We start from the raw sequence: 25343 nt of genomic DNA on the forward strand, positions 1-25343 counted from the left end.
CAGGCTGCGTCCGGCTTTCCCGCGCGGGGGCGTCGGACGCGGCCTGGGGCCGCTGCTACAGGGTTCTGTCAGTGGTAGCCATCTTCATGGGTCACCTTGCCGCGGAACACGTAGTAGCTCCAGAAGGTGTACACCAGGATGAACGGGATGATGAACAGCGTGCCCACCAGGATGAAGCCCTGACTTTGCGGTGGCGACGCTGCGTCCCAGATCGAGATCGACGGCGGGATGATGTTCGGCCACAGGCTGATGCCCAGGCCGCTGTACCCCAGGAAGATCAGGATCAGGGTCATGATGAACGGCATGTAGTGGGCGCGTTGCGACACCGACTTCAGCAGGCCGTACAGCGACAGCAGCACCAGCAGCGGCACCGGCATGAACCACAGCAGGTTAGGCATGCTGAACCAGCGGTTGGCGATGTCGGCGTGGGTCAGCGGCGTCCAGATACTGACGATGCCGGTGACCAGCAGCAGGCCCAGGGCCAGCGGCTTGGCCAGCTTGTGCATGGCCTCCTGCAGGCTGCCTTCGGTCTTCATGATCAGCCAGGTGCAACCCAGCAGGGCGTAGGCCACGATCAGCGCCAGGCCGCAGAACACGGTAAACGGCGTCAGCCAGTCCAGGCCACCACCGGCGTATGCGCGGTTGACCACCGGGATGCCATCGATGAAGGCACCCAGGGCCACGCCCTGGGCAAAGGTGGCCAGCAGCGAGCCGCCGATAAACGCCTTGTCCCAGATGTGACGCTTGTCGGCACGGGCCTTGAAGCGGAACTCGAATGCCACGCCGCGGAAGATCAGGCCGATGAGCATGAGGATCAGCGGCAGGTACAGCGCTTCCAGCACCACCGAGTAGGCCAGCGGGAAGGCGCCGAACAGCGCCGCACCGCCCAGTACCAACCAGGTTTCGTTGCCGTCCCACACGGGGGCGACGGTGTTCATCATTACATCACGGTCGGACTCGCCCTTGATGAACGGGAAGAGAATCCCGATACCCAGGTCGAAGCCGTCCATGATCACGTACATCATGATGCCGAAGATAATGATCACGGCCCAGATCAGTGGTAGATCGATACCCATGACTCAGTTCCCCTTGCTCAGGCTGTCGGCGTGGCCTTCTTCGCTGCCTTCGTGGGCGGCGGAGAGAGGGCGTGCAGGCGTACGTGGCTGTCCAGGGCCACCATGGGTAGCTTCGGCGCCTTCGTGGGTTTTCGGACCTTTGCGCACCAGGCGCATCATGTAGCCGAAGCCAGTACCGAACAGCGAGAAATACACCACCACGAACAGCACCAGGGTGACGCTCATCTGCGTGACGCTGTGGTTGGACACCGCATCGGCGGTGCGCATCAGGCCGTACACGACCCACGGCTGACGGCCGATCTCGGTGGTGAACCAGCCCGCCAGCAAGGCGATCAGGCCGGATGGGCCCATGCACATGGCCAGGGTCAGGAACAGGCGGTTGGTGTACAGGCCACCGCGCCAGCGCAGCCAGGCACTCCACAGGCCCACGCCGATCATCAGCATGCCCAGGCCGGCCATGATGCGGAACGACCAGAACACGATCAGCGAGTTCGGACGGTCTTCAGGCGGGAACGACTTCAGCGCCGGGATCTGCTTGTCCAGGCTGTGGGTCAGGATCAGGCTGCCCAGGTACGGCACTTCGATGGCGTACTTGGTCTTCTCTTCCTTCATGTCCGGGATACCGAACAGGATCAGCGGGGTCGGCTCGTTGCCGACGTTTTCCCAGTGGCCCTCGATGGCGGCGATCTTGGCCGGCTGGTGCTCCAGGGTGTTCAGGCCGTGGGCGTCACCGACGAAGGCCTGGATAGGCGCGACGATCAGTGCCATCCACATGGCCATGGAGAACATCTTGCGGATGGCCGGGTTGTCGCGGCCACGCAGCAGGTGCCAGGCCGCCGAGGCGCCGACGAAGAACGCAGTGGCGACGAACGCGGCGATAGCCATGTGCGCCAGGCGGAACGGGAACGACGGGTTGAAGATCACCGCCAGCCAGTCCACCGGAATCACGCGACCGTCGACGATCTCGTAGCCCTGCGGAGTCTGCATCCAGCTGTTGGATGCCAGGATCCAGAAGGTGGAGATCAGCGTGCCCACGGCCACCATCACCGTGGAGAAGTAGTGCAGGCCACGGCCCACACGGTTCCAGCCGAACAGCATGACGCCGAGGAAACCCGCTTCCAGGAAGAACGCGGTCAGCACTTCATAGGTCAGCAACGGGCCGTTGACGGCGCCGGCGAAGTCCGAGAAGCGGCTCCAGTTGGTGCCGAACTCGTACGCCATGACGAGGCCCGAGACCACGCCCATGCCGAAGTTGACGGCGAAAATTTTCGACCAGAAGTGGTACAGGTCGCGATAAGTGTCGTCCTTGGTCTTGAGCCACAACCCTTCGAGCACAGCCAGGAAACTGGCCAGGCCGATGGTGATGGCGGGGAACAGGATGTGGAACGATACCGTAAACGCGAACTGCATTCGGGCGAGATCTAGAGCCTCTAAGCCGAACATATGGTTTCCTCTATCAGATGAATCATCTGCGTGCGTCGGGGGGACGCCCCGTCAACTCGCACCGACAGCCCTCACGGTTAATGAGTGCGGCGCGCGAAATGTGTTCTGAGTGTTCAAGTGTGGCAGTGACCGGCGGCCTCAACACAATGCAAGAGCAATGGGTATTGACCAGGATCAATGATCCCTAAAAGAGTAGACCCAAACTGCGCACATAACCGCGTGGTCTATTGTCACGCGGCACGTTGCCTCACCCTTCTAAAGCAGGGGGTGCGGCCAATTTCGGGGATCGCGCGAGGGCATTGCGGCGAATGGCAACGAATGCCATTTACGTAACCTGCGGTTACAAACTAGTGATAATCTCGCGCCTCCCGCCCGCGAGGTTGTCCTGCCCCATGTCCAGTTCCGCTGTACTGCTGCTGCGCCATCACCGTCCTTTCCTGGCTTTCTGGCTCGCGCGGGTGTGCACCGCCAGCGGCTTCCAGATGCTCACAGTGGCCATTGGCTGGCACCTTTACCAGTTGACCGGCAGCGTGCTCGACCTGGGCCTGGTGGGCCTGGTGGAATTCACCCCGCGGGTACTGTTCATGCTGCACACCGGGCATGTGGCCGACCGCTATGACCGACGCAAGGTAGCTGCCATCTGCCAGACGGGCCAGGCCCTCGTGGCCCTGGCGCTGGTGATCGGCAGCAGCACCGACAGCGTCAGCCGCGAGATGATTTTCGTGCTGGCCTTCCTGCTGGGCAGCGCGCGGGCGTTCGAGATGCCCACCACCCAGGCGCTGCTGCCCAACATCGTGCCCACCGAACTGTTCCCGCGTGCGGTAGCGGCCTCGGCCTCGGCCATGCAGACGGCGACCATCGTCGCCCCGGCGCTGGGCGGCTTCCTTTATGCGTTCGGCAGCGTATGGGTGTACGGCCCCACCGTGGTCCTTTATATCCTGGCGCTGTCGCTGATGCTCAGCCTGCCGGCCCGCCAGACCCCGCTGAACAAGGGCAAGGCCACCCTGCAGTCGTTGCTGGCGGGCATCAACTTCATTCGCAGCCGCCCGGACATCCTCGGTGCGATCTCGCTGGACCTGTTCGCCGTGCTGCTGGGCGGCGCCACCGCGCTGCTGCCGGTGTTCGCCCGTGACATCTTGCTGACCGGCCCCTGGGGCCTGGGCCTGCTGCGCTCGGCGCCGGCGGTGGGGGCGCTGCTGATGTCATTCTGGCTGTCGCGTTTCCCCATCGAACGCAAGGTGGGCCGCACCATGTTCGCCGGTGTCGGGGTGTTTGGCGTGGCGACCATCGCCTTCGGCCTGTCCACCTCGTTCTGGTTCAGCCTGGCGACCCTGGCGGTGCTGGGCGCGGCAGACATGATCAGCATGGTGATACGCGGTGCGTTCGTGCAGCTGGAGACCCCGGACGAGATGCGCGGCCGCGTCAGCGCGGTGAATGGCCTGTTCATTGGCGCCTCGAACCAGCTGGGCGAGTTCGAATCGGGCCTGACGGCGCACTGGTTCGGCACGGTGCCGGCGGTGGTGCTGGGCGGCGTCGGCACGCTGGTGGTGACCGGCACCTGGATCAAGCTGTTCCCGACCCTGGCCAAGCGCGACCACATGCTGAACCGCGAGAAAGCGCTGTAACCATCTCGCCCACTGTGGGCGCTGGCTTGCCAGCGAGCTGTTGAGGCCCGAAAAGCTCGCTGGCAAGCCAGCTCCCACATCACACGGGACGAAAGCGACACACGCATTCACCGCCAGCCAGCCATGCTGGTATGATGCGCGGCTTTTTTCGGCCCCTCGGCGAGCTTGTGCTTTGCTTGAGGGGTCAATTCATTCACGGCGCCGGGGCGCGCCACGGGGATCAGGCATGCTGGAAAGGCTGTTTCAACTAAAAGCACACAACACCAACGTGCGTACCGAGATACTGGCGGGCATCACCACGTTCCTGGCCATGGCCTACATCCTGTTCGTCAACCCGAGCATCCTCGGCGAGACCGGCATGGACAAGGGCGCGGTGTTCGTCGCCACCTGCCTGGCAGCCGCAATCGGCTCCACCGTGATGGGCCTGATCGCCAACTACCCGATCGCCCTGGCACCGGGCATGGGCCTGAACGCCTTCTTCACCTACACCGTGGTCCTGCACATGGGTTACACCTGGCAGACCGCGCTGGGCTCGGTGTTCATCTCGGCCGTGCTGTTCTTCCTGCTGTCGATCTTTCGCATCCGCGAATGGATCGTCAACAGTATCCCGCTGCCCCTGCGCTCGGCCATTGCCGCCGGCATCGGCCTGTTCCTGGCGCTGATCGCCCTGCATAACGCCGGCATCGTCGTCGGCAACCCGGCCACCCTGGTGGGCCTGGGCGACCTGAAGCAACCTGCACCTATCCTGGCCACCCTGGGCTTCGTGCTGATCGTGGCCCTGGAAGCCCTGAAAGTGCGCGGCGCCGTGCTGATCGGCATCCTGGCGGTGACCATCGTCTCGATATTGATGGGCTTCAGCCCGTTCGGCGGCGTTACCTCCATGCCGCCATCGCTGGCCCCGACCTTCCTGCAACTGGACATCAAGGGCGCGCTGAACGTGGGCCTGGTGAGCGTAATCTTCGCCTTCCTGTTCGTTGACCTGTTCGACAACTCCGGCACCCTGATCGGCGTAGCCAAGCGCGCCGGCCTGATGGGCAAGGACGGCCACATGCCGAAAATGGGCCGAGCCCTGATCGCCGACAGCACCGCGGCCATGGCAGGTTCGCTGCTGGGCACCTCCACCACCACCAGCTACATCGAGTCGGCGGCAGGCGTGAGCGCCGGCGGCCGTACCGGCCTGACCGCCATCGTGGTGGCCCTGCTGTTCATCCTGGCGCTGTTCTTCGCGCCGCTGGCCGGCAGCGTGCCAGCCTTCGCCACCGCCCCTGCCCTGCTGTTCGTGGCCGTGCTGATGATGTCGGGCCTGGCGGAGATCAACTGGGACGACATCACCGAGGCCGCGCCCGTGGTGGTCACCGCCCTGGCCATGCCGTTCACCTACTCGATCGCCAACGGCATTGCCTTCGGCTTCATTTCGTGGACACTGATCAAGCTGCTGTCGGGCCGTACCCGTGACCTGAACCCGGCACTGATCATTCTGTCGATTCTGTTCGTCATCAAGCTGGGCTGGTTCAACGCATGAGCACGGTAGTGAACCCGGCGGACTACAGCCGCCAACTGGACGAGAAAACCGCGCGCCTGCGCGAGCTGCTGGCGCCGTTCGATGCACCGGAACCACAGGTGTTCGATTCGCCGCGCGAGCATTACCGCCTGCGCGCCGAATTCCGCCTGTGGCGCCAGGACGGCCAGCGCCACTACGCCATGTTTGCCCCGGGTGAAAAGCACACGGCCATCCTGATCGAGGAATTCCCGATCGCCAGCCTGCGCATCAACGAACTGATGCCCAAGCTCAAAGCCGCCTGGCAAGCCAGCGACGCCCTGAGCAACAAGCTGTTCCAGGTGGAGTTCCTCACCACCCTGGCCGGCGACGCCATGGTTACCCTGTGCTACCACCGCCCGCTCGACGAACACTGGCAAGCGGCCGCCGAGCAACTGGCTGCCGACCTGGGCATCAGCCTGATCGGCCGTTCCAAGGGCAAGCGCGTGGTGATTGGCCGCGACTTCGCCCTGGAAAAGCTGGAAGTGGCTGGCCGCGTGTTCAGTTATCAACAGCCCGAAGGCGCGTTCACCCAGCCCAACGGCACGGTGAACCAGAAGATGCTGACCTGGGCGTATGAAGCCCTGGGCCAGCGCGAAGACGACCTGCTGGAGCTGTACTGCGGCAACGGCAACTTCACCCTGCCCCTGGCCACCCGGGTGCGCAAGGTGCTGGCCACCGAGATCAGCAAGACCTCGGTGAACGCTGCGCTGAACAACCTGGCCGACAACGCCGTGGACAACGTCACCCTGGTGCGCCTGAGCGCCGAGGAGCTGACCGAGGCGCTGAACGAGGTGCGCCCATTCCGCCGCCTGCAAGGCGTGGACCTGAAGAGCTACCAGTTCGGCAGCGTGTTCGTCGACCCGCCGCGTGCCGGCATGGACCCGGACACCTGCGAGCTGACCCGGCGCTTCGACAACATCCTGTACATCTCCTGCAACCCGGAGACCCTGGCCGCCAACATCGCTCAGTTGCACGATACCCACCGTATCGAGCGTTGCGCGCTGTTTGACCAGTTCCCGTATACCCATCACATGGAATCGGGTGTGCTGCTGGTTCGCCGCTAACGGGCATCAGAATCTACTGTAGGAGCGGACCGTGTCCGCGAAGGGCACACCGCGGTTCGTCAGACAAACCCTGGCGAGGCCTTCGCGGACACGGTCCGCTCCTACAGGGTTATGTAACCCGGCTCAAAACGCGAAACACGAACAGCCAAACGCCCCCCAGAACCCCTGGAAATCACTGACCGGCACGCTCGACTGCCGCGCCCTGTCGTGGCTGTGCGCATGCACGCCGCAGGGCCCGCTGCACTGGTGCACCTGCTGCAACACCGGCGACTGTGGCCGCCAATGGCCCGGCACAATGGCCACCGGCGACCAGTCCGGCGTCACCGGCAGGGTTGGCGGCGCCAGTTTGTCGAACTCACCGGCCGCGTGCACCACCTTGCCATCCACCACGGTCAGCAGCGACTCGATCCACTTGATCGCCTCTTCCTCGACGCTGAAATAGTCCGCCGACAAGGCCACCAGGTCCGCCAGCTGCCCAACCTTGATCTGGCCCTTCTTGCCCTGCTCGGATGAGAACCAGGCGCTGCCATGGGTGTACAGCTCCAGCGCGGTATCGCGTTCCAGGCCCTGTGGGTAAAGCTCCAGGCCGCCGACGGTCTTGCCGCTGACCATCCAATACAGCGAGGTCCACGGGTTGTAGCTGGACACCCGCGTGGCGTCGGTGCCCGCGCCCACCGGCACGCCCTCGGCGAGCATGCGCTGGATGGGCGGGGTCTGCTCGCCAGCCTTCTTGCCGTAGCGGTCGACGAAGTATTCACCCTGGAAGGCCATGCGGTCCTGGATGGCGATGCCGCCGCCCAGCGCCTTCACCCGCTCGATGTTTTTCGGCGTGATGGTCTCGGCGTGGTCGAAGAACCACGGCAGGCCGTTAAAGGGAATGTCGCGGTTGACCTTCTCGAACACGTCCAGCATGCGCGAAATCGACTCGTCATAAGTGGCGTGCAGGCGGAACGGCCAGCGCTGCTCCACCAGGTGGCGCACCACCGGTTCCAGGTCCTGCTCCATGGTGGCGGGCAGGTCCGGGCGCGGCTCCAGGAAGTCCTCGAAGTCGGCGGCAGAGAACACCAGCATCTCGCCCGCGCCGTTGTTGCGCAAAAAGTCGTTGCCCTGGCCGTAGCGGGTGCTGGCGGTCCAGTGCTGGAAGTCGGCCAGCTCTTCCTTGGGTTTTTGGGTGAACAGGTTGTAGGCGATGCGCACGGTCAGCTGGTCCTTGGCTGCCAGTTCGTTGATCACCTCGTAGTCGTCGGGGAAATTCTGGAAGCCGCCGCCAGCGTCGATGGCGCTGGTAACGCCCAGGCGGTTGAGTTCGCGCATGAACTGGCGGGTGGAGTTCACCTGGTACTCCAGCGGCAGTTTCGGCCCTTTGCTCAAGGTGGAATACAGGATCATGGCGTTGGGGCGAGCCACCAGCATGCCGGTGGGGTTGCCCTGGGCGTCGCGTTGAATCTCGCCGCCGGGCGGGTTCGGGGTGTTGCGGTCGTAACCCACCACGCGCAAGGCGGCGCGGTTGAGCAGCGCGCGGTCGTACAGGTGCAGCACGAACACCGGGGTGTCGGGCGCGGCCTTGTTCAACTCGTCGAGGGTGGGCATGCGTTTTTCGGCGAACTGGAATTCGTTCCAGCCACCCACCACCCGCACCCACTGCGGCGACGGGGTACGCAGCGCCTGCTCGCGCAGCATGGCCAGTGCGTCTACCAGCGAGGGCACGCCTTCCCAGCGCAGTTCCAGGTTGTAGTTGAGGCCACCGCGGATCAGGTGCAAGTGCGAGTCGTTGAGCCCGGGGATCACCGTGCGGCCGCGCAGGTCAATGACCTGGGTGGCGCTGCCCCGCAGGGCCATGGCTTCGGCGTCGGTGCCCACGGCCACGAATTTACCGTCCTTGATGGCCACGGCGCTGGCGGTGGGCTTGGCGCGGTCGACGGTGTGCAGGCGGCCGTTGTACAGGATCAGATCAGCGGTGACGGTGGTGTTCATGACAGGGTTCCTTGTTGTCCGGGTTCAACGGGCGCGGGGCTCAGCGGGCTTGCAGCCAGTTGCTCAGCCAGCGGGTGGCCCGCGGCATGAACACGTAGACCACAAGCAGCACGACGCTCAGGGTGATGACGGTGTTGGCCGGGGCATAGCCGCCCAGCCACGGAAACAGTTTGAAAATCGGTGCCCACAGCATCGGCACGATGAAGCTCAGCGGCAGGATGACCATGAAGGTCACGCAGGCCTGCTTCCAGCGCGGTGGCTGGGCGGCGCCGGCGTCCACCGGGGTGAACCAGAATTCGCGGTCGTTGTTGATTTCCAGCTGGTCGCCGTCGGCCAGCATGGGCTTGGCTTCCTCCACCAGGCGCTGGCGGTCGGCAGAGTCGAGCCAGGTTTGCAGCTGTTCGGTGCTGGCGAAGCGCAGCACGCTGGTGAACAGTTGCAAGCCATCGCTATGGCCGCGCATGACATCGATGCCCAAGTGGCCGGGGTAACTGCGGGCGGTGCCGATGATGCGGCGCAGCCATTCTTCGTAGGCCCGTTCACGGCCTTTGCTGATGCGGTGGCGAACCAGCAGGGTGACAACGCCATCGGCCATTTCGATGTTCATGCCTGACTCCTTTCACACGGATGCGGGAAAGCGAACCGGGACCTTGCGGCCCCGGGCGCTGAGCTTAGTTGACCTGGCGTTGCGGGGCCTTGTGCACCATGGTGTAGGCGTAGTCGACGCCCATGCCGTAGGCGCCGCTGTGCTCGCGCACCAGGCCCATGACTGCGTCGTAGGTGTCCTTGTGCGCCCAGTCGCGCTGGAATTCGAGCAGCACTTGCTGCCAGGTGACCGGTACCGCGCCGGCCTGGACCATGCGCTGCACCGACATGTCGTGGGCTTCCTGGGTGGTGCCACCGCTGGCGTCGGTGACGATGTACACCTCATAGCCCTCGGCCATGGCTTCCAGCGCCGGGAAGGTCAGGCACACTTCGGTCCACAGCGCGGCGATGATCAGCTTCTTGCGGCCGGTGGCCTTTACCGCTTCCACGAACCTGGCGTCTTCCCAGCTGTTCATCGACGTGCGCTCGATCGGCTTCTGGCCTGGGTTCACACCCAGCAGTTCGGGCCAGATGAAGCCGCTGAAGCTTTCGGTTTCCACCGAGGTGTAGATAGTCGGCACGTTGAAGATCTTGGCCGCCTTGGCCAGGCCCACGGTGTTGTTCTTCAGGGTCTGGCGGTCGATGGACTGCACGCCGAAGGCCATTTGCGGCTGGTGGTCGATCAGGATCAGGGCGGCGTTGGTTGGGTTCAGCAGTTCGCGGATGGACATGGTGTATTCCTTTTCAGATGTCGATAATCAGGTTTGAGGTGGCTGACGCTGTTCCCTTCGTTGGGCGCTGTGTGCGTCTGGCTTGGTGCTAATGTATGCGCGTGCAATATCCGAGACAATTCCCTAAAATCGAGAATCATTGATTCCAATTTGGGGACACCGATGGACCGTATCGACGCCATGCGTGCGTTTGTCACCACCGTCAACGAGAACGGCTTCGCCGCTGCCGCCCGTGCCATGGACGTGCCGCGCTCGAAAATCAGCAAGCAGATCCAGGCGCTGGAAGAAGACCTGGGCGTGCAGTTGCTGCAACGCACCACCCGCAGCCTGCACCTGACCGAGGCCGGCGCCGAGTACTACGAAGCAGTGCGCGAAGTGCTGGCGTCGGTGGATGAAGCCGAGCAACGCGCACGCAGCGGCCTGGGCGAGGCCCGCGGGGTGCTGCGGGTGAACGCGCCCATGTCGTTTGGCTTGCGCAAGCTGGGGCCGCTGATTCCGTTGTTCCATGAACAGCACCCGCAGATCGAGCTGCAACTGGTGCTCAGCGACCAGCAGGTGGACCCGGTGCGCGGTGGTTTCGACGTGACCGTCCGCATCGCCAGCCTGGGCGACTCGAGCATGGTGGCCAAGCAACTGGCCCCGGCGCCACGGGTGCTGGTGGCCTCACCTGGCTACCTTGAGCGCCACGGCACCCCGCAGGAACCACGCGACCTCACCAGCCACCAGTGCCTGAACTATGGCTACCTGCAAAGCGGCGTCAGCCTGCAGTTGAGTAACGGCCGCGAGACCCAGCGCGTGCACGTCACCGGCCCGCTGCACGCCAACAACGGCGACCTGCTGGCCACCGCTGCCGAGGGCGGCATGGGCATCGCCTTGCTGCCTTCGTTCATCGTCGAGGAAGCGCTGGTGGCGGGGCGCCTGGTGGCGGTGATGTGCGAGTGGCAGGCGCCAGCCATCAGCATCAACGCGGTATACCCCACGGCGCGGCGCGTGCCGCAGAAGACCCGCGCATTCATCGAGTTCATGGTGGCGCACCTGGCCCCCGCGCACCCGTAGCAGCAACTGTCTTGTGGGAGCGGGCTTGCCAGCGAGCTTTTATGGCCCCAACAGCTGGCTGGCAAGCCAGCTCCCACAAGAACCCGGGCCTACTCGCGAAAATGGCTGGCCACCTGGCGCATGTCTTCCTCGTCAAGCACCCCGGCGGCAGCCCTCAGCTCTACCGACGCCAGCAACCAGCCATGCTGCGCTTCACGCAGTTCCAGGCGTGCGCGGTACAGCTGCTGCTCGGCGTCCAGCACGTCGAGGTTGATGCGCTCGCCGCCCTGGTGGCTGCGCCGCGTGGCGTGCACCTGCGCTTCGGCGCTGCTGGCGGCCAGGCGGTAGGCGTGCACCCGCGCGGCGCCGCTGCGGGTGGCGTTGTAGTGGCGGCGCAGGCTGTTGAAGGTAGCCTGGGCTTGGCCGTCCAACTCGTGCTGGGCCTGGGCCAGGCGGTTGGCCGCCTGGCGCGTGGCAGCGCTGACGCCGCCGCCGGCAAACAGTGGCACGTTGAGTTGCAGGCCGATGGTGTTGGTATCGAAGGCCTGTTGGTAACTGTTTTCCGAATCCGACTGCGACTGGCGGTTGCTGGCGAACAGGCTCAGCTTGGGCAGATGCCCGGCGCGCTGGCGCTGCACCTCCTGCTCGGCAACGTCCAGGCCGCGACGCCGCGCCAGCAGCTCGGGGTTGCGGCTCACCGCCAGCTGCTGCCAGGCCTCGAAGGCTGCGGGCTGCAACGGGGGCAGGTGGATTTCTTCGGCCAGCGCCTGCAATTGCGCCGGCGGCTGCCCCAGCAGCGCCTGCAACTCGCGCGCGGCGCTGTCCTGGGCGTCCAGCGCCTCGATCTCCTCGGCCAGCGCCAGGTTCAGCCGCGCTTCGGTCTCCAGCACGTCGGTGTGGGTGCCAACGCCATCCGCGAACAGGCTGCGGTTCAGCGCCAGCCGCTCACCCAGGGCGTGCTTGCGCTCGCGGCTCAGCTGCGTACGCCGCGCCGCCAGCAGCGCGTTGCTGTACAGGCGCACCACCCGCACCCGCAGCGCCTGCTGCTGGCCCTGCCACTGGGCCTGGGCCAGGTGCGCCTGGGCATCCCCCTGGCGGAAGCGCGCCAGGGCGTCGAAATCCAGCAGTGGCTGTTGCAGGCTGAGGGTGGCGGCGTGGCTGCGGTAGTCACGCTGCTGGCGCTGGCTGCCCTGGCTGACCTGTGACTGGATGCGCGACTGGGTGTAGCCCCAGCTCAACGTCGGCAACAGCGCGGCGCGGCCGATGGCCCGCTGTTCAAGGCCGGCATCGCGCGCCGCGCCCGCCGCCTGCCAGGCCGGGTCGTTGCGCCGGGCCAGCTCGTAGGCGTCCAGCAGGCCCAGGGCCTGGGCGTTGCTGGCGAAGGTTAGTGAGGCAAGAAGCAGCAACACAGGTTTCATTATTCCTCCACCAGCGCGAGATGGCTGCGGTCGCGCAGCGGCTTCAGCAGGTAATTGAGCAGCGAGCGCTCACCGGTGCGCACGAAGGCCTGCACCGGCATGCCCGGTTGCAGGGTCAGCCCGGCCAACTGCGCGCGGCCGGTGACTTCGGCGCGCAGCAGGTAGTAGGGCTCACCGTTGCGCTCATCCTGTTGGCGGTCGGCGCCCACCAGGGTCACCCGCCCGGCCACGCGCGGCGTGGTGCTCTGGTTGAAGGCCGGGAACAGCAGTTCCACCGGCAGGCCCGGGCGTACCTTGTCGACCATGTCCACCGGCAGCCGCGCCTCCACCTGCAAGGGTTTGCCGGCCGGCACAATCTCCAGCAGCACCTGCCCCGGGGCCACCACTTCGCCCAGGGTGCTCACCTGCAAGCCGCTGACGCGCCCGGCCACCGGCGCTTTCAAGGTGCTGGCGGCCAACTCCTGTTCGGCCACGGCCAACCGGTGGCGCAGTTCTTCAGCCTGTTGGCGGGTGTCGGCCAGCTGGCTGCCGGCATCGCGGCGGAAGGCCTGGGTCAGGTGCTGCAGCCGCAGGCGCTGTTCATCAACTTGCCGCTGCAACAGCCCCGCGCGCCCCTCATCGACGCTGATGCCGGCAGTCAGCTGCGCCAACTGGCGCTCGTCCGCCAGCACCCTGTGGCGGCTGACATGCCCTTCGGCACCCAGGCGGCGCAAGCTGGCCAGTTGCGTCTCCAGGCTGGTTTGCTGGGCGCGCAGGCTGTGCAAGGAAGCCTTTAGCCCACGCAGTTGCGCCTCGCTGCCCTGAATGGCCGCCTGCATGGCAGCCCGCTCGCTATTGAGGCTGGCGGCGCGGCTGGCGTGAATCTCGCGCTGTAGCGCCATGGCCTCCGGGCTCAAGCTTAGGGGAAACACCGGCTCCTGCTCCTGCTGTTCGGCGGCCAGGCGCGCACCTTGCGCCGCCGCAGCCTGCCATTGACTGCGCAGGCTGCGCACCTGGCTTTGCAGCAGCGGCTGGCGCAGGCGCAACAGTGGCTGCCCCGCCTCCACCGGCTGGCCGTCGCTAACCAGGATACTTTCCAGCACCCCGCCGCTGGCGTGCTGCACGGTCTGGCGCTGGCCTACCACGGTGAGGTGCCCGGCCACCGCCACGCCCTGGTCCAGCGGCGCCCACATGGCCCAGGCGAAGAAGCCGCCCACGCCCAGCAGCAGCACCGTCCAGCCCAGGCGCGCCGCCGCGCGGTCATCCCTCGGCCGGCTCATGCCGCCACCCCCTGTTCGGCCAGCACCGTGGCGGCGGGGCCGAAGCGGTGCAGGTGGCCATCGCGCAGGATCAACAAGTGATCGACGCGGCTGAGCACGTTGGCACGATGGGTAATCAGGATCACCGTGCGCTGCAGCGCCTTCAGGCGGTCGATGGCCGCCAGCAATGCCCGCTCGCCCGCCTCGTCGAGGTTGGCGTTGGGCTCGTCCAGCACGATCAATGCCGGCAGCCCATAAAGCGCCCGCGCCAGGGCGATGCGCTGTTTCTGCCCGCCGGACAGCCCGGCGCCGCCCTCCCCCAGGTGGGTGTCGTAGCCCTGGGGCCATTGCAGTACCAGTTCATGCACGCCAGCCAGGGCCGCGGCAGCCAGCACCTTGTCAGCATTGGCAGGGCCGAAGCGGGCGATGTTTTCCGCCACGGTGCCGGCAAACAGCTGAATGTCCTGCGGCAGGTAGCCGACCTGCGGGCCCAACTGCCGCGGCGGCCACTGGCCAAGTTCGGCGCTGTCCAGCCGCACCTGGCCAGCCAGGGGCTGCCACACCCCCACCAGCACCCGCGCCAGGGTCGACTTGCCGCTGCCGGAAGGGCCGATCACCCCCAGCACGCTGCCTGCCGGCAGCTGCAACTCCAGCCCGTGCAAGGTCGGCTGCGCGCGGCCCGGCGGCCCCGCGTCAACACCCTGCAACGCCAGCGCCCCCTTGGGCGCCGGCAAGCGCAGTGGGTCGTCGGCCGGCGGATGCGCCTGCAGCAAGGCCACCAGCCGCTGGTAGGCATCGCGGGCCGGCCCCCATTGCTTCCAGGCGCCGATCAACTGATCGATAGGCCCCAGCACCCGCCCCATCAGGATGGAACCGGCGATCATCATGCCCGGGCTGATTTGCTGCTGCACCGCCAGCCACGCCCCCAGCCCCAGCACCAGCGACTGCAGCGCCAGGCGGATGCCCTTGGCCCAGGCGCCCACCGCCGCCGAGCGCTCGCTGGCCACCCCGTACAAGGTCAGGAAACCCTGTTGCTGCACCTGCCAACGGCCACGCAGGGCGTCGAGCATGCCCATGGCCTGCACCGCCTCGGCGTTGGCCAAATGGGCCGTGGCCTGCTGGGTAGCCGCCTGGGCCAACTGCCCGGCACGCGCCTGGAACCCGCCGCACAGCCGCTCGTTGAGCCACGCCAGCAGCACCAGCACCACCGCGCCGCCCAGCGCCAACCCGCCCAGCGCCGGGTGAAACACGAACAGCACCCACAGGAACAGCGGAAACCACGGCGCATCGAACAACGCGAACAGCGCCGTGCCGCTGGCGAACTGCCGCAGGCACGCCAAGTCCGCCAACGCCTGCCCCGCCGCGCCATGGCCGCTGCGCAACTGCGCGGCGTGGGCGGCATCATGCACGCGCGCCTGCAAACCCAGCTCCAACTGCGCGCCGAGGCGAATCACCAGCACCCCGCGCAGCCAGTCCAGCGTGCACATCAGCGCCAACAGGCCCAGCACCATCAGGGTCAACATCAGCAGGGTCATTTCATTGCCCGAGGCCAGCACCCGGTCATACACCTGCAGCATGTACAACGCCGGCGCCAGCATCAGCAGGTTGACCACCGCGGAAAACACACCGATGTCCACCAGCGAACGCCGGGCAGCCGCCAGCGCACTGCGCAATTCATTGCCAGAGCGGTACATTCAGAGGGTTCCTTGCAAGATATCCACAGAAGCCCGCCGAGCGGCGTTGACGGCACGCCCGGCGTTCCCCACAATTCAGGAGCGCCATGACCCTGGCCTAGAGAACTCGGGTCACAGCGCTGTGTCAGCGGAGCGGGTGGGAGAGCAATCTTCCACTCGCTTTTTTACGCCTGCGGTTTAGGCAGCAAGGGCCCAGTCCCACCAGGATTGCTCTGCCCCCGCCACCACCAGGTTCGGCAGGGCGACAGGCGCGGCTACCGGTGCTGCGGCAGCTACCTGGTCGAAGGTGGCGGCGGTGGACAGGTTGTATTCCGAGAGCAATTTGTTGAGGGTTGCCTCCAGCGGGTCGGCGTTGCCCTTCATGAGGCCGTAGACGACTTCATGCACGGGGTTGCCGGCGCGGCCTGCGCCTTCCGGGGCGGAGAGGTCGAGACCGTTGAAGGAGACGTTGTTTTCGGCGAGGGAGAAGTTGGTGCCTTTGCCACCGGTTAGTTTTTGGCCGAGTTCAACGTTGTCCAAAGTGCCCCACAGGTAGTGATTCATGTTGGAGCTTGAGCCACCCAGAAGCTTGAATACATAATTTAGTCCGCCCGAAGTTTCGCTCTCAGCGATCATGGCGTAATTGGAGACCTTGCTAGGCGTTGCGTATTGCTCCCCGGTGGTAGGAGGGAGAATACCTGCAGTGTTGAACCCACCCGTTGCCCCAGCGCCATGCCCGGCAGTGACAAAGCCAGTCTCCCACGTCTGGAGGTAGTCACTGATTTTGACGGAGCCCAACTCGGTTTTATAGCTAACAGAAACGCTCATATAGTTCACTCTCATTATCGGCGGATAAAGCCGCCACTTCTCGCCCTGAATAGGGCAAAGTCGTACACCTCACTAGACATCAAAAAACGTATTGCAAAGTACCCGTCAGCGTGCGCCCCTTGGCGATCGCAAGATTTTCAAAGTCAGCCTTGGGAACAAAGTAAGCTTCATCCGTTGCGTTTTCCAGCGAAAGAAACACGCTAACTTCTTTGTTTACAGCATAACTTCCATATAGATCGTAGGCGATATAGGACGGCCAGGCGGCAATGTCAAAGCGTTGTCGATACGCGCTTTTATCAAGGTCTTTTCCATAACCAGCGCTGTATCTCGCCCTAATTCCCACGTCAAGTTTTCGCTCCAGAAACCTGGCACCCAGCGTGAGAGAGCCTTTGTCAGCAGGTGTATAAGTTGCATTCCCAACAATGTAATTACAGCTAACCTCTGCATTACCTACAGCGTCATCCAAAAACAAGTCTTTCGCATTGCGTGGCCCCCAGATTACCTTGGTCGCTCCACCCATATAGTTTTTACGACCGCAGAAAGTATTTTGCCCAATCATTCTTGTGTAAGTGAAGTTAGCATAAGCCCGTTCAATATCGTAATCAAGCTGATACTCCAGTCCGCGATACCTAACTTGTTTCAGATTATTTACATTCGCCAGCTTAGCATGCTCATATGGATCAGACCGCGGCGGGACCACATCAAGCATCAAAAACATCATATTATCGATACGGGTATCAAAGTAATTAACTTTCATCGCAAAGCGATCACCGGCTAGCAACATTGAACGCTTGAACACATTCAAGCCAAACTCCCAATTCGTCGACGATTCCGGTTCAAGTGTGGAATTAGGAAATAGCAAGCCGCCACCACCGCGAGAGTGGGGGCTTCCAGACATAAACATTTCGCTTACGCTGGGAGGCCGCCATCCTTTGCCCCAACTTGCGTAAAACTGTGCCCATTCGACCCCAGGCTTGATGCCAAGGCCAAAATTGGGTGACCAGCGCCCGGCACTAACGTCGACGTTGTAACGATGCTCGACCGGGCGCTTGTGATAATGATGAAACCCTACCGGCGGAAACTCGTAAATCGTTGCTTGCGACTCTCCATAAGTGCGGTATTGGTCGTAGCGGAATCCACCATCCGCGGTCAACCAACCGCCGAAATCGTACTGTACACGGCTAAATAGGCTTGCCATGGTGCGATCTCCATGGGGGGTGGCCCCAATGATAAAAGGAGTGGTGTCCTGATTTTTCGCGGCCTTGAAGTCTGTTTGCGGCCTGAAGCTGTCATGAAAAATCTCACCACCCATCGTCCATCGCGACTGCCCTTGATCACCGTGATCAAACCGCGCCACGTTCTGCACCTGCATTCCCCACGTCGAAGTCCGGTATAGCGAATCAAACGGCGCAATGGCGTTACCCGAGTCTTCCGATGCTTCATGCCCCCGGCTCCACCGCGCGAGGCGGGTATCAACGAAGTAAAGTTTGGCCTTCACGTCCACCAATGGGTTGTCGGGTTGGTAGCTGTAGTCAAGTGCGTAATTCTGGACATTCATCCGGTCCCGACTGATACGGGCATACCCTTCGAACGTCTTCTCCAACAATGGGCCGGCATTAGCGCCATCGGCACTGATGCGTAAATAGCTCGCCTGAATACGCTGATCATTGGGCAGGTTCAGGCCAAACTTGAACATCTGCGAACGGTTGGCCCCATCCATGAAGTCAACATCCGAGTCCAGCCACTCGCGAAATGTCGCCTCGGAGTAATCCCGGCCGCCGATCTGCTCCCCCAACCGCCGATCATTATTATTCCCCGCCCGATAATCCCCGAACCGCCGCTCACTCACTCCCAGCAAGATATCCCCGCGCTCATCACCAATCGCCAACACTCCACTACCGTTGAAGTGCGTGCCATTGCCCAACTTGCCAATCCCGTGGCCCACCCGCACGCGGCCGCCGACGTCCTTGCCGTCCTGCAGGAAATCACTGGCCTGGAACGTACGGAAGGTGGCGATGCCGCCCAGTACCCCTGCGCCACCCTGGCCGGCCTGGGTGCCTTTTTCGATATCGACGCCCGCCACCATTTCCGGGTCCACCAGGATCACGCCGTTACGCTGCTGGTGGCCGCTGACGTTGAAGTTCTGGCGCATGCCGTCGATGTTCATGTTCACGCGACCGTAGTCCTGGACGCCGCGGATGTTCACCGACAGGCCGGGGTCGCGCTGGTTGACGGCGGTGTAGACGCCGGTGCTCTCCTCAAGCATGTCGGCGCTGTGGCGCGGCGGGCGGTTGTCGATCATGCGGCGGCTGATGTGCGAGACGCCGCGCGGCTCGTGGTACACCCAGTCGCCAACCTGGGCGGGGTTGGCGGCGTCGGCACTGATGTCGATCATGTCCAGTTCCAGCGCGCCACCGTCGACGGCGCCGGGGCGCGGCACAAGACTGATGTGGCCGTTTTCGCCGTGGCGCAGTATCAGCGGGTGGCCGCTGATGATCCGCTCCAGCGCCGCCTCGGGGGTGTAGCTGCCCTTCAGTGCCGTGCTGCGCAGGCCGGCCAGCAGGCGGTTGTCGTACAGCAGCGTGAGGCCGGCGCGCTGGGCGAACTGCGCCACGGCCTGCTTGAGCGGCTGTTCGGGGATGTCGAAGGTCAGTGTGCGGGACTGGGCGCTGGCGCCCCGGCGCTCATCCGCGTACGCCAGCCCTTCCCCGGCCAGCAACGTGAACAAGCCCATGTGGATGGCAAGCGCGAGCCGGCGCGTAGCCGGGGTTGCCTTGCGGTGGGTTACAGACATTGAGTTTCCCTTGTTGGCAGTATCTTGTGATGAGAATGAATCTCGGTAGCAAGACGCTGCAGCGGGGAAAACTCAGTAAATTAATTTGTATCAGGCGCGGCGTGGGCTAATCCAGCGCGCTTAACGCCGCCCAGGTCTGCTGTGCAAACGCCAGGGCTTGTGCATGCCGGGGGTCCTGGGCCAGCCATCGGGCCAATTCGGCCTGCTCGCTCAGGCTCAGTTCACCGGCCTGTTGGCGGACCAGCCACCGGGCGGCGGTTTCGATCAGGTGCGGGGGCAGTGGCGCTGGTTTCACGGCAAGGCTCGTTGGTAGGCGAAAGCCTGACTATGCCACTGTCGCCCTACATTTGTCGTAGGGCATTTCCCACAGTCCTACTGCAAACGCTGCATGATTATGGCGAGTCCTTTTGCCAGATGCTTCTGCACACAGCTGTCGGAAATTTCCATCCGCCGTGCCACTTCGGCGTGGGTCAGGCCTTCCAGGCGGTTCAGTTGCAGCACTTCGCGGGTGCGCGGCGGCAAGGCCGCCATGGCTTCGCGCAGGGCCTGGCGCTGCTGCGCGGCCATGGCGCGAATTTCTACACAGGCGTCGGGGGCTTCCAGGGTGGCGATCAGTTCAGGCGTCAGCGGCTGAGTGTTGCGCCGTTGCTGCTGGCGCAAGTGGTCCACCAGCAGGTTGCGGGCGGTGCGGTAAAGGTAGGCCGGGGACGGGCATGGCCTGCCGCCCTGGCAGTGCTGCTCGACCAGCCGCACGTAGGCGTCCTGCACCAGGTCGGCGGCCAACTGCGGGTCACCCAGGCGCTGGGTGAGGTAGCCGCGCAGGGCCCGGGCATGGCCGAGATAGAGGCCCGAGAGTTCCGTATCCGACAACAACCGATTCCCTGGAGAGTGACGCGTGAGGGCGGCATCTTAGGGCTTATCGCGAATGAGGATCAAACGTAACGCCATGTTGAATTGTGTCGGTTTGTCTAGCGAGACATTCACAGGCACAAATTAATTTGACCAAATTAACTGGTTAGTACAATTTATAGGCACCCTGCTTCAAAGTCTCACACCAAAAATAACAAGGGAGAGTCCCCCATGAGCCGTACCGTACTGGTGCTCAACGGCCCTAATCTCAATATGCTCGGCACCCGCGAGCCCGCCACCTATGGCCGCGAAACCCTGGCCGACGTCTCTGCCCTGTGTGCCCGCACTGCCGAAGAACGCGACCTTGTGGTCGAGTTCCGCCAGAGCAACCATGAAGGCGAAGCCATCGACTGGATTCACCAGGCCCGCGGCCGCTGCGCAGCGATCGTGATCAACCCGGGTGCCTGGACCCACACCTCCATTGCCATTCGCGATGCCCTGACCGCCAGCGAGCTGCCGGTGATCGAGGTGCACATCAGCAACGTGCACGCGCGCGAAACGTTCCGCCACCACAGTTACATCTCCGGCATGGCCGTGGCGGTGCTGTGTGGCTTTGGCACCCATGGCTATCGGTTGGCGCTTGAACACGTCGGCCACCTGTTGAACAACAAGGGTTAACTCGCATGTCCCAGAACAAGAAAACCAGCGTACTGGCCGGCCTGATTGGCGCTGGCATCCAGGCCTCCCGCACCCCTGCCCTGCACGAGCGCGAAGGCGCCGCCCAGGACATCGGCTACCTGTACCGCCTGATCGACCTGGACCAGCTGAAGCTCGACACCAGCCACCTGGAAGAACTGCTGACCGCCGCCCAGCGCATGGCCTACACCGGCCTGAACATCACCTTCCCGTGCAAGCAGGCGATCATCCCGCTGCTCGACGACCTGTCGCCTGAAGCCCGTGGCATTGGCGCGGTAAATACCGTGGTACTCAAGGACGGCAAGCGCGTCGGCCACAACACCGACTGCCTGGGCTTTGCCGAAGGTTTCCGCCGTGGCATGGACGGCGCCGCGCGCGAGCGCGTGGTGCAGATGGGTGCCGGTGGCGCCGGTGCGGCCGTGGCCCACGCGCTGCTGATCGAAGGCGTGCAGCAGCTGACCATCTTCGACGTGGACGCCAGCCGCGCCCAGGACCTGGCCGACAACCTCAACCAGCACTTCCCGGGCAACCGCGCCCGTGCCGGCAGCGACCTGGCCGCCGCCGTGAACGAGGCCGACGGCCTGGTCAACACCACGCCCATGGGCATGGTCAAGCTGCCGGGCATGCCAGTGCCGGCCGAGCTGCTGCGCAAGGACCTGTGGGTAGCCGAGATCGTCTACTTCCCGTTGGAAACCGAACTGCTGCGCACCGCGCGCGCCTTGGGCGCACGCACCCTGGACGGCGGCACCATGGCGGTGTTCCAGGCGGTGAAAGCGTTTGAACTGTTCAGCGGTATCGTGCCGGATGCAGACCGCATGACGGCGCACTTCAACAGCATGTAACCCCCCTGACGCGGGGGGGGGGGGGGGGGGCGGCACAAAAACAACAACAGCCCCGCGCCGCCGCGCCCCCCCCCCCCCCCCCCCCCGCGGCGCCCGCGCCCCCCCCCCCCCCCCCCCGCCGCCCCCCCCCCCCCCCCCCGCGTCCAGCCTCACAACACCGGCCGCAGCAGCGCCTGGGCCTCGTACAGCGCCGGCAGGTAGCGCTGCTGCATGGCCTGGGTGCTCAACCGGGCCACTTGGGTAGTAATCGACAGGCTCGCCTTCAACTCCCCCTTGCGGTCGCGCAGCGGCACGCTCAACACCGCCATGCCCACCTCGTATTCCTGATCCACGCAGCAGAAACCCTGCTCGCGCACCCGCGCCAACTCTTCCTGCAACGCCGCCACGCTGGTGCGGGTGTAAGGCGTCAGCGCGCGCAATTCCACACCCTCAAGGTACGCCCGCAACTCCTCGGCCGGCAGCGCTGCCAGCCACACCCGGCCACTGGCCGTGCAGTACAGCGGCAAGCGCGACCCGGGGCGAATCGACAGCGATGAAACGTGGCTGTAGCGGCTGCGCACCACGTGGATGATGTCATCGCCGTCGCGCACGCCCACCGAGACATGCTCCTGAGTGGTGCGGGCCACTTGCTCGACGATGGGCCGCAGCATGCGCGGCAGTTGCGCCGAGTCGACGTAGGCCTGGCCGATGCGCAGCGCCTTCGCGGTGAGCCAGTAGTGGCGGCCGTCGGTTTCGACGAAGCGCTCGTGCACCAGTGTTAGCAGGAAACGCCGCGCCGCGCTCTGGGTCAGGCCCGACAGGCTGGCCGCCAGCGGCACGGTAAGGCGCGGGTGGTCTTCGCTGAACAGCTGCATCAACGCCAGGCCCTTCTGCAGCCCGGCAATCAGGTCACGCTCATGAATGGTCGGTTGCTTCATCACGGCCCCAGGAGGAATTATCGGCAGGTAGTGCGATTATCGCAGTGAGCCCGCGATTAACAACCGAAACCGCGTTCTACCGCGTTGTCGCCCTGCCCCACCCGCCGCACCATGGCCTGACAACAACAGGCAACGGTCCAGGAGATCGACATGATTCGCGGCTCGACGCAGCTGGTGGCCATTCTCGGCACGCCCATCGCCCAGGTTAAATCCCCGGAAAACTTCAACCGCTGGTTCGCCGACAACGACCGCGATATCGCCATGCTGCCGGTGGACATGGGCGCCGACGCGCTGCCCGCCTTCATCCACACCCTGCGCGGCTGGCACAACCTGCGCGGTTGCGTGGTGACCGTGCCATACAAACAGGCCGTGGCACCGCTGCTCGACGCCCTGACCGAACGCGCCGCCGCGCTGGGCATGGCCAACGTGATCCGCCGCGAGGCCGACGGCCGCCTGGTGGGCGACCACCTGGACGGCACCGGCTTCCTCAAGGCCGCCGCGGCCCACGGCTTCCAGGCCGCCGGCAAGCGTGCGCTGGTGGTGGGCGCCGGTGGCGTCGGTGCGGCCATTGCCTACGCGCTGGCCGAAGCCGGCCTGGCGCAGCTGGTGGTCGCCGATGTGCGCGCCGCCCAGGTCGAGGCCCTGCGCGGGATATTGCACAAGGCCTTTCCGAAGTTGGATGTGAAGGCGACCTACACTGACCTGAGCGCCTTCGACCTGGTGGTGAACGCCACGCCGGTCGGCATGGGCGACACCGGGCAGATGCCGTTGCCCGCCGAGCAGTTGGCCACCTTGCAGGGCAACGCGCTGGTCGCCGACGTGGTCACCTCGCCGCAGATTACCCCGCTGCTGGCCCAGGCACGCGCCCAGGGTTGCCGCATCCAGACCGGCCCGGAGATGGCCCGCGCGCAGATGGGCAACCTCGGCGCCTTCATGGGCGTGACGCCCGAAGACGCCTGAGGAGCCAGCCATGAACGCAGCTGTACAACCCTGGACTCACGCCTTCGACCTGGTGGTGCTGGGCAGCGGCGCCGCCGGTTTCGCCGCCGCCACCACTGCCGCCTGCCGTGGCCTGAGCGTGCTGCTGGTGGAAAAGGCCGAGACCTTCGGCGGCACCTCGGCGATCTCTGGCGGCGCGGTGTGGGTGCACGGCACCGACCAGGCGCGTGCCGCTGGCGTACCGGACAGCGCCGAAGCGGTGCGCACCTACCTTGCGCGCACCATCGGCCCCGGCTACCGCGCCGAATTGATCGACGCCTACATAGAACGCGGCGCTGAAGCCCTGCGCTACCTGGAACAACACAGCGAACTGAAATACGCCCTGCGGCCCTTCTCACCCGATTATTACCCGGACGAACCGGGTGCCACCGACACCGGCCGGGCGCTGGAGATGGTGGAATACGACGGCCGCCGCCTGGGCCCGGCGTTCAAACACCTGCGCAAGCCCACGCCGGGCATGCTGCTGTTCGGCGGCATGATGGTGAACCGCGTGGACATCCAGCATTTCCTCAGCTTCCGCCGCTCGCCACGCTCGCTGTGGCATTGCCTGAAACTGATGGCGCGCTATGCTCGCGACCGCCTCGGCCATGACCGTGGCACCCGGCTTACGGTGGGCAACGCGCTGATCGCACGGCTGGCCACCACCGCCTTCGACAAGGGTGTGCAGCTGTGGCTCAAGGCCCAGGCCACCCAGCTGGTGACCAACGCTGGCGCGGTGACAGGCCTGGTGATTCGCTACAACGGTCAGGATCTGCGGGTGCAGGCCCGTGCCGGCGTGGTATGCGCGGCCGGTGGCTTTGCCGCAGCCGCCGACGCCAGCCAACGCCGCCCCGCCACCGGCCCCGGGCACCTGACCATGTCGCCCGCCAGCAACAGCGGCGACAGCCTGGCGCTGGCCAGTGCCGTGGGCGCACGTTTGGGCGAAGGCCTGGCGGCGGACTTCTTCTGGGCGCCGGTGTCGCAACTGCGCTGTGCCAATGGCGACACCGAGCGCTTCCCGCACCTGGTCACCGACCGCGCCAAGCCCGGCATCATCGCCGTGAACCGCCACGGCCTGCGCTTCGTCAACGAGGCCAACTCGTACCACCACTTCGTCCAGGCCATGCAGCAGGACGGCAACGCGCCGTGCTGGTTGATCGCCGATGCCCAGGCCATGAATGCCTACGGCATGGGCCTGGCGCGCCCTCGCCCTGTGGATAACAGCGCCTTGATTGACGCCGGCTACCTGCACCGTGCCGACAGCGCCGAGCAGCTGGCACAACAGATCGGCATCGACCCCGCCGGCCTTGCCGCCACCTTGCGCCAGCACAACGCCGACGCCCTGACCGGTACCGATACCGCGTTCGCCAAGGGCGGCAACAGCTACAACCGTTCGCTGGGCGACCCGCACCATAGCCCCAACCCATGCCTGGCGCCGCTGACCCGCGCGCCCTGGTACGCCATCCGCGTGGAAACCGGCGACCTGGGCTCGGCGCGCGGGCTGGTCACCGACGCCAACGCCAACGTCCTCAACCTGCACGGCCAACCCATCGCCGGGCTGTACGCCGCCGGCAATGACATGAATTCGATCATGGACGGTACCTACCCCGGCCCCGGCATCACCATCGGCCCGGGCCTGACCTTCGGCTACATCGCCGCTACCCACGCCGCCGCACGCCTGCGCACCGGCCACACCACCCCACTCGAGGCTTGACCATGTTCTACGAACTGCGCACCTACACCCTCAAACCCACCAAGCTGGCCGACTGGCTGGCGCTGTACCAGAGCGACGCGCTGGCGGTGCAGACCGAGCACCTGGGCCAACTGGTGGGTTTCTTCACCACCGAGATCGGCGATGTGAACCAGGTGGTGCATATCTGGGCCTGGGAAAGCCTGGACGACCGCATGGCCCGCCGCACCGCCATGGCCGCCGACAGCCGCTGGATGGAGTTCAGCCGCAAGAACAAGGAGCTGGACGCGGTGGTGAAGCTGGAGTCGCGGATGATGCGGCCGACCGCGTTCTCGCCGCTTAAATAA

The 25343-nt window shown here is 65.0% G+C and carries 22 protein-coding genes; 9 read left to right on the forward strand and 13 right to left on the reverse strand.

Annotation, left to right across the window (positions count from 1 at the left end; translation table 11 throughout):
* Positions 1-68 precede the first annotated feature (68 nt).
* Both cydB and AC0SZ7_RS14440 read right to left on the reverse strand, forming a co-directional pair.
* A complete protein-coding gene (cydB, locus tag AC0SZ7_RS14435) occupies positions 69-1076 on the reverse strand; it encodes a cytochrome d ubiquinol oxidase subunit II (RefSeq protein WP_475505027.1) in 1008 nt (335 codons plus the stop codon).
* Between the two features lie 3 nt (positions 1077-1079).
* Complete coding sequence (locus tag AC0SZ7_RS14440; RefSeq protein ID WP_475505028.1) at positions 1080-2519, reverse strand: cytochrome ubiquinol oxidase subunit I; 1440 nt, start codon at positions 2517-2519, stop codon at positions 1080-1082.
* A 392-nt stretch (positions 2520-2911) separates the two neighbouring features.
* Between AC0SZ7_RS14440 and AC0SZ7_RS14445 the strand changes: the two genes are divergently transcribed.
* The 3 genes from AC0SZ7_RS14445 to trmA all read left to right on the forward strand — a co-directional run bounded on the left by AC0SZ7_RS14445 (position 2912) and on the right by trmA (position 6748).
* A complete protein-coding gene (locus AC0SZ7_RS14445) occupies positions 2912-4144 on the forward strand; it encodes an MFS transporter (protein ID WP_475505029.1) in 1233 nt (410 codons plus the stop codon).
* A 226-nt stretch (positions 4145-4370) separates the two neighbouring features.
* Entirely contained in the window at positions 4371-5666 is a 1296-nt protein-coding gene (locus AC0SZ7_RS14450; RefSeq protein WP_416426998.1) for an NCS2 family permease, read from the forward strand.
* Positions 5663-6748, forward strand: a complete 1086-nt coding sequence (trmA, locus tag AC0SZ7_RS14455) for a tRNA (uridine(54)-C5)-methyltransferase TrmA (RefSeq protein WP_475505030.1) — start codon at positions 5663-5665, stop codon at positions 6746-6748. The genes AC0SZ7_RS14450 and trmA overlap by 4 nt, the downstream gene beginning before the upstream one ends.
* 123 nt (positions 6749-6871) lie before the next feature.
* Here the strand turns inward: trmA and AC0SZ7_RS14460 are convergent, their stop codons facing one another.
* The 3 genes from AC0SZ7_RS14460 to AC0SZ7_RS14470 all read right to left on the reverse strand — a co-directional run bounded on the left by AC0SZ7_RS14460 (position 6872) and on the right by AC0SZ7_RS14470 (position 10038).
* On the reverse strand, positions 6872-8722 hold the full coding sequence (locus AC0SZ7_RS14460; protein WP_475505031.1) for an amidohydrolase: 1851 nt from the start codon (positions 8720-8722) through the stop codon (positions 6872-6874).
* A gap of 40 nt (positions 8723-8762) precedes the next feature.
* Positions 8763-9329: an antibiotic biosynthesis monooxygenase gene (locus AC0SZ7_RS14465; RefSeq protein ID WP_475505032.1), complete on the reverse strand. Its 567-nt coding sequence runs from the start codon at positions 9327-9329 to the stop codon at positions 8763-8765.
* A 64-nt stretch (positions 9330-9393) separates the two neighbouring features.
* Positions 9394-10038 (reverse strand): hydrolase, encoded by a 645-nt coding sequence (locus AC0SZ7_RS14470; protein ID WP_475505033.1) that lies wholly within the window; start codon positions 10036-10038, stop codon positions 9394-9396.
* Positions 10039-10200: 162 nt separating this feature from the next.
* On the opposite strand from AC0SZ7_RS14470, the gene AC0SZ7_RS14475 reads away from it, so the two are divergent.
* The gene (locus AC0SZ7_RS14475) at positions 10201-11094 is read left to right on the forward strand and encodes a LysR family transcriptional regulator (RefSeq protein ID WP_475505034.1); all 894 of its coding nucleotides are present in this window, start codon (positions 10201-10203) and stop codon (positions 11092-11094) included.
* Positions 11095-11183: 89 nt separating this feature from the next.
* Here the strand turns inward: AC0SZ7_RS14475 and AC0SZ7_RS14480 are convergent, their stop codons facing one another.
* From AC0SZ7_RS14480 to AC0SZ7_RS14510, 7 genes are all read right to left on the reverse strand, one after another.
* Complete coding sequence (locus AC0SZ7_RS14480) at positions 11184-12491, reverse strand: TolC family outer membrane protein (protein WP_475505035.1); 1308 nt, start codon at positions 12489-12491, stop codon at positions 11184-11186.
* Positions 12491-13750 (reverse strand): HlyD family type I secretion periplasmic adaptor subunit, encoded by a 1260-nt coding sequence (locus tag AC0SZ7_RS14485; protein ID WP_475505036.1) that lies wholly within the window; start codon positions 13748-13750, stop codon positions 12491-12493. Before AC0SZ7_RS14485 ends, AC0SZ7_RS14480 begins: the two co-directional genes overlap by 1 nt.
* Positions 13747-15423 carry a type I secretion system permease/ATPase gene (locus tag AC0SZ7_RS14490; protein ID WP_475505037.1) on the reverse strand — a complete coding sequence of 559 codons (1677 nt, stop codon included), beginning with the start codon at positions 15421-15423 and terminating at the stop codon, positions 13747-13749. The genes AC0SZ7_RS14485 and AC0SZ7_RS14490 overlap by 4 nt, the downstream gene beginning before the upstream one ends.
* A gap of 177 nt (positions 15424-15600) precedes the next feature.
* Positions 15601-16230, reverse strand: a complete 630-nt coding sequence (locus AC0SZ7_RS14495) for a heme acquisition protein HasA (RefSeq protein WP_475505038.1) — start codon at positions 16228-16230, stop codon at positions 15601-15603.
* Between the two features lie 79 nt (positions 16231-16309).
* Positions 16310-19024: a TonB-dependent receptor gene (locus AC0SZ7_RS14500; protein ID WP_475505039.1), complete on the reverse strand. Its 2715-nt coding sequence runs from the start codon at positions 19022-19024 to the stop codon at positions 16310-16312.
* A gap of 106 nt (positions 19025-19130) precedes the next feature.
* The gene (locus AC0SZ7_RS14505) at positions 19131-19319 is read right to left on the reverse strand and encodes a FecR/PupR family sigma factor regulator (RefSeq protein ID WP_475505040.1); all 189 of its coding nucleotides are present in this window, start codon (positions 19317-19319) and stop codon (positions 19131-19133) included.
* 77 nt (positions 19320-19396) lie between these two features.
* Positions 19397-19894 carry an RNA polymerase sigma factor gene (locus AC0SZ7_RS14510; RefSeq protein ID WP_475505041.1) on the reverse strand — a complete coding sequence of 166 codons (498 nt, stop codon included), beginning with the start codon at positions 19892-19894 and terminating at the stop codon, positions 19397-19399.
* Between the two features lie 210 nt (positions 19895-20104).
* On the opposite strand from AC0SZ7_RS14510, the gene aroQ reads away from it, so the two are divergent.
* Complete coding sequence (gene aroQ, locus AC0SZ7_RS14515) at positions 20105-20551, forward strand: type II 3-dehydroquinate dehydratase (protein WP_475505042.1); 447 nt, start codon at positions 20105-20107, stop codon at positions 20549-20551.
* Positions 20552-20556: 5 nt separating this feature from the next.
* Entirely contained in the window at positions 20557-21411 is an 855-nt protein-coding gene (locus AC0SZ7_RS14520) for a shikimate dehydrogenase (protein ID WP_475505043.1), read from the forward strand.
* A gap of 149 nt (positions 21412-21560) precedes the next feature.
* On the opposite strand, the gene AC0SZ7_RS14525 is transcribed toward AC0SZ7_RS14520, so the two are convergent.
* Positions 21561-22328 (reverse strand): IclR family transcriptional regulator domain-containing protein, encoded by a 768-nt coding sequence (locus AC0SZ7_RS14525; RefSeq protein WP_475505044.1) that lies wholly within the window; start codon positions 22326-22328, stop codon positions 21561-21563.
* Positions 22329-22478: 150 nt separating this feature from the next.
* Here AC0SZ7_RS14525 and AC0SZ7_RS14530 point away from each other — a divergent pair, with 150 nt between their 5' ends.
* The 3 genes from AC0SZ7_RS14530 to AC0SZ7_RS14540 are packed head-to-tail and all read left to right on the forward strand — an operon-like array spanning position 22479 to position 25343.
* Positions 22479-23288, forward strand: coding sequence for a shikimate dehydrogenase family protein (locus tag AC0SZ7_RS14530; RefSeq protein ID WP_475505045.1), 810 nt, complete (start codon positions 22479-22481; stop codon positions 23286-23288).
* A gap of 10 nt (positions 23289-23298) precedes the next feature.
* A complete protein-coding gene (locus tag AC0SZ7_RS14535) occupies positions 23299-25020 on the forward strand; it encodes an FAD-dependent oxidoreductase (protein WP_475505046.1) in 1722 nt (573 codons plus the stop codon).
* Between the two features lie 2 nt (positions 25021-25022).
* Complete coding sequence (locus tag AC0SZ7_RS14540; RefSeq protein ID WP_473004558.1) at positions 25023-25343, forward strand: NIPSNAP family protein; 321 nt, start codon at positions 25023-25025, stop codon at positions 25341-25343.

The sequence above is a fragment of the Pseudomonas sp. JC1203 genome (assembly GCF_056175065.1).

Excerpts from the sequence above, each read along its gene's own strand:
- AC0SZ7_RS14460 (WP_475505031.1), bottom strand. The coding sequence starts at position 8,722 with ATGAACACCACCGTCACCGCTGATCTGATCCTGTACAACGGCCGCCTG.
- AC0SZ7_RS14470 (WP_475505033.1), bottom strand. The coding sequence starts at position 10,038 with ATGTCCATCCGCGAACTGCTGAACCCAACCAACGCCGCCCTGATCCTG.
- AC0SZ7_RS14540 (WP_473004558.1), top strand. The coding sequence starts at position 25,023 with ATGTTCTACGAACTGCGCACCTACACCCTCAAACCCACCAAGCTGGCC.
- AC0SZ7_RS14525 (WP_475505044.1), bottom strand. The coding sequence starts at position 22,328 with ATGAAGCAACCGACCATTCATGAGCGTGACCTGATTGCCGGGCTGCAG.
- AC0SZ7_RS14450 (WP_416426998.1), top strand. The coding sequence starts at position 4,371 with ATGCTGGAAAGGCTGTTTCAACTAAAAGCACACAACACCAACGTGCGT.
- AC0SZ7_RS14475 (WP_475505034.1), top strand. The coding sequence starts at position 10,201 with ATGGACCGTATCGACGCCATGCGTGCGTTTGTCACCACCGTCAACGAG.
- AC0SZ7_RS14535 (WP_475505046.1), top strand. The coding sequence starts at position 23,299 with ATGAACGCAGCTGTACAACCCTGGACTCACGCCTTCGACCTGGTGGTG.
- trmA (WP_475505030.1), top strand. The coding sequence starts at position 5,663 with ATGAGCACGGTAGTGAACCCGGCGGACTACAGCCGCCAACTGGACGAG.
- AC0SZ7_RS14495 (WP_475505038.1), bottom strand. The coding sequence starts at position 16,230 with ATGAGCGTTTCTGTTAGCTATAAAACCGAGTTGGGCTCCGTCAAAATC.
- AC0SZ7_RS14530 (WP_475505045.1), top strand. The coding sequence starts at position 22,479 with ATGATTCGCGGCTCGACGCAGCTGGTGGCCATTCTCGGCACGCCCATC.
- aroQ (WP_475505042.1), top strand. The coding sequence starts at position 20,105 with ATGAGCCGTACCGTACTGGTGCTCAACGGCCCTAATCTCAATATGCTC.
- AC0SZ7_RS14440 (WP_475505028.1), bottom strand. The coding sequence starts at position 2,519 with ATGTTCGGCTTAGAGGCTCTAGATCTCGCCCGAATGCAGTTCGCGTTT.
- AC0SZ7_RS14490 (WP_475505037.1), bottom strand. The coding sequence starts at position 15,423 with ATGTACCGCTCTGGCAATGAATTGCGCAGTGCGCTGGCGGCTGCCCGG.
- AC0SZ7_RS14520 (WP_475505043.1), top strand. The coding sequence starts at position 20,557 with ATGTCCCAGAACAAGAAAACCAGCGTACTGGCCGGCCTGATTGGCGCT.
- AC0SZ7_RS14445 (WP_475505029.1), top strand. The coding sequence starts at position 2,912 with ATGTCCAGTTCCGCTGTACTGCTGCTGCGCCATCACCGTCCTTTCCTG.
- AC0SZ7_RS14500 (WP_475505039.1), bottom strand. The coding sequence starts at position 19,024 with ATGTCTGTAACCCACCGCAAGGCAACCCCGGCTACGCGCCGGCTCGCG.
- AC0SZ7_RS14480 (WP_475505035.1), bottom strand. The coding sequence starts at position 12,491 with ATGAAACCTGTGTTGCTGCTTCTTGCCTCACTAACCTTCGCCAGCAAC.
- AC0SZ7_RS14485 (WP_475505036.1), bottom strand. The coding sequence starts at position 13,750 with ATGAGCCGGCCGAGGGATGACCGCGCGGCGGCGCGCCTGGGCTGGACG.
- AC0SZ7_RS14465 (WP_475505032.1), bottom strand. The coding sequence starts at position 9,329 with ATGAACATCGAAATGGCCGATGGCGTTGTCACCCTGCTGGTTCGCCAC.
- cydB (WP_475505027.1), bottom strand. The coding sequence starts at position 1,076 with ATGGGTATCGATCTACCACTGATCTGGGCCGTGATCATTATCTTCGGC.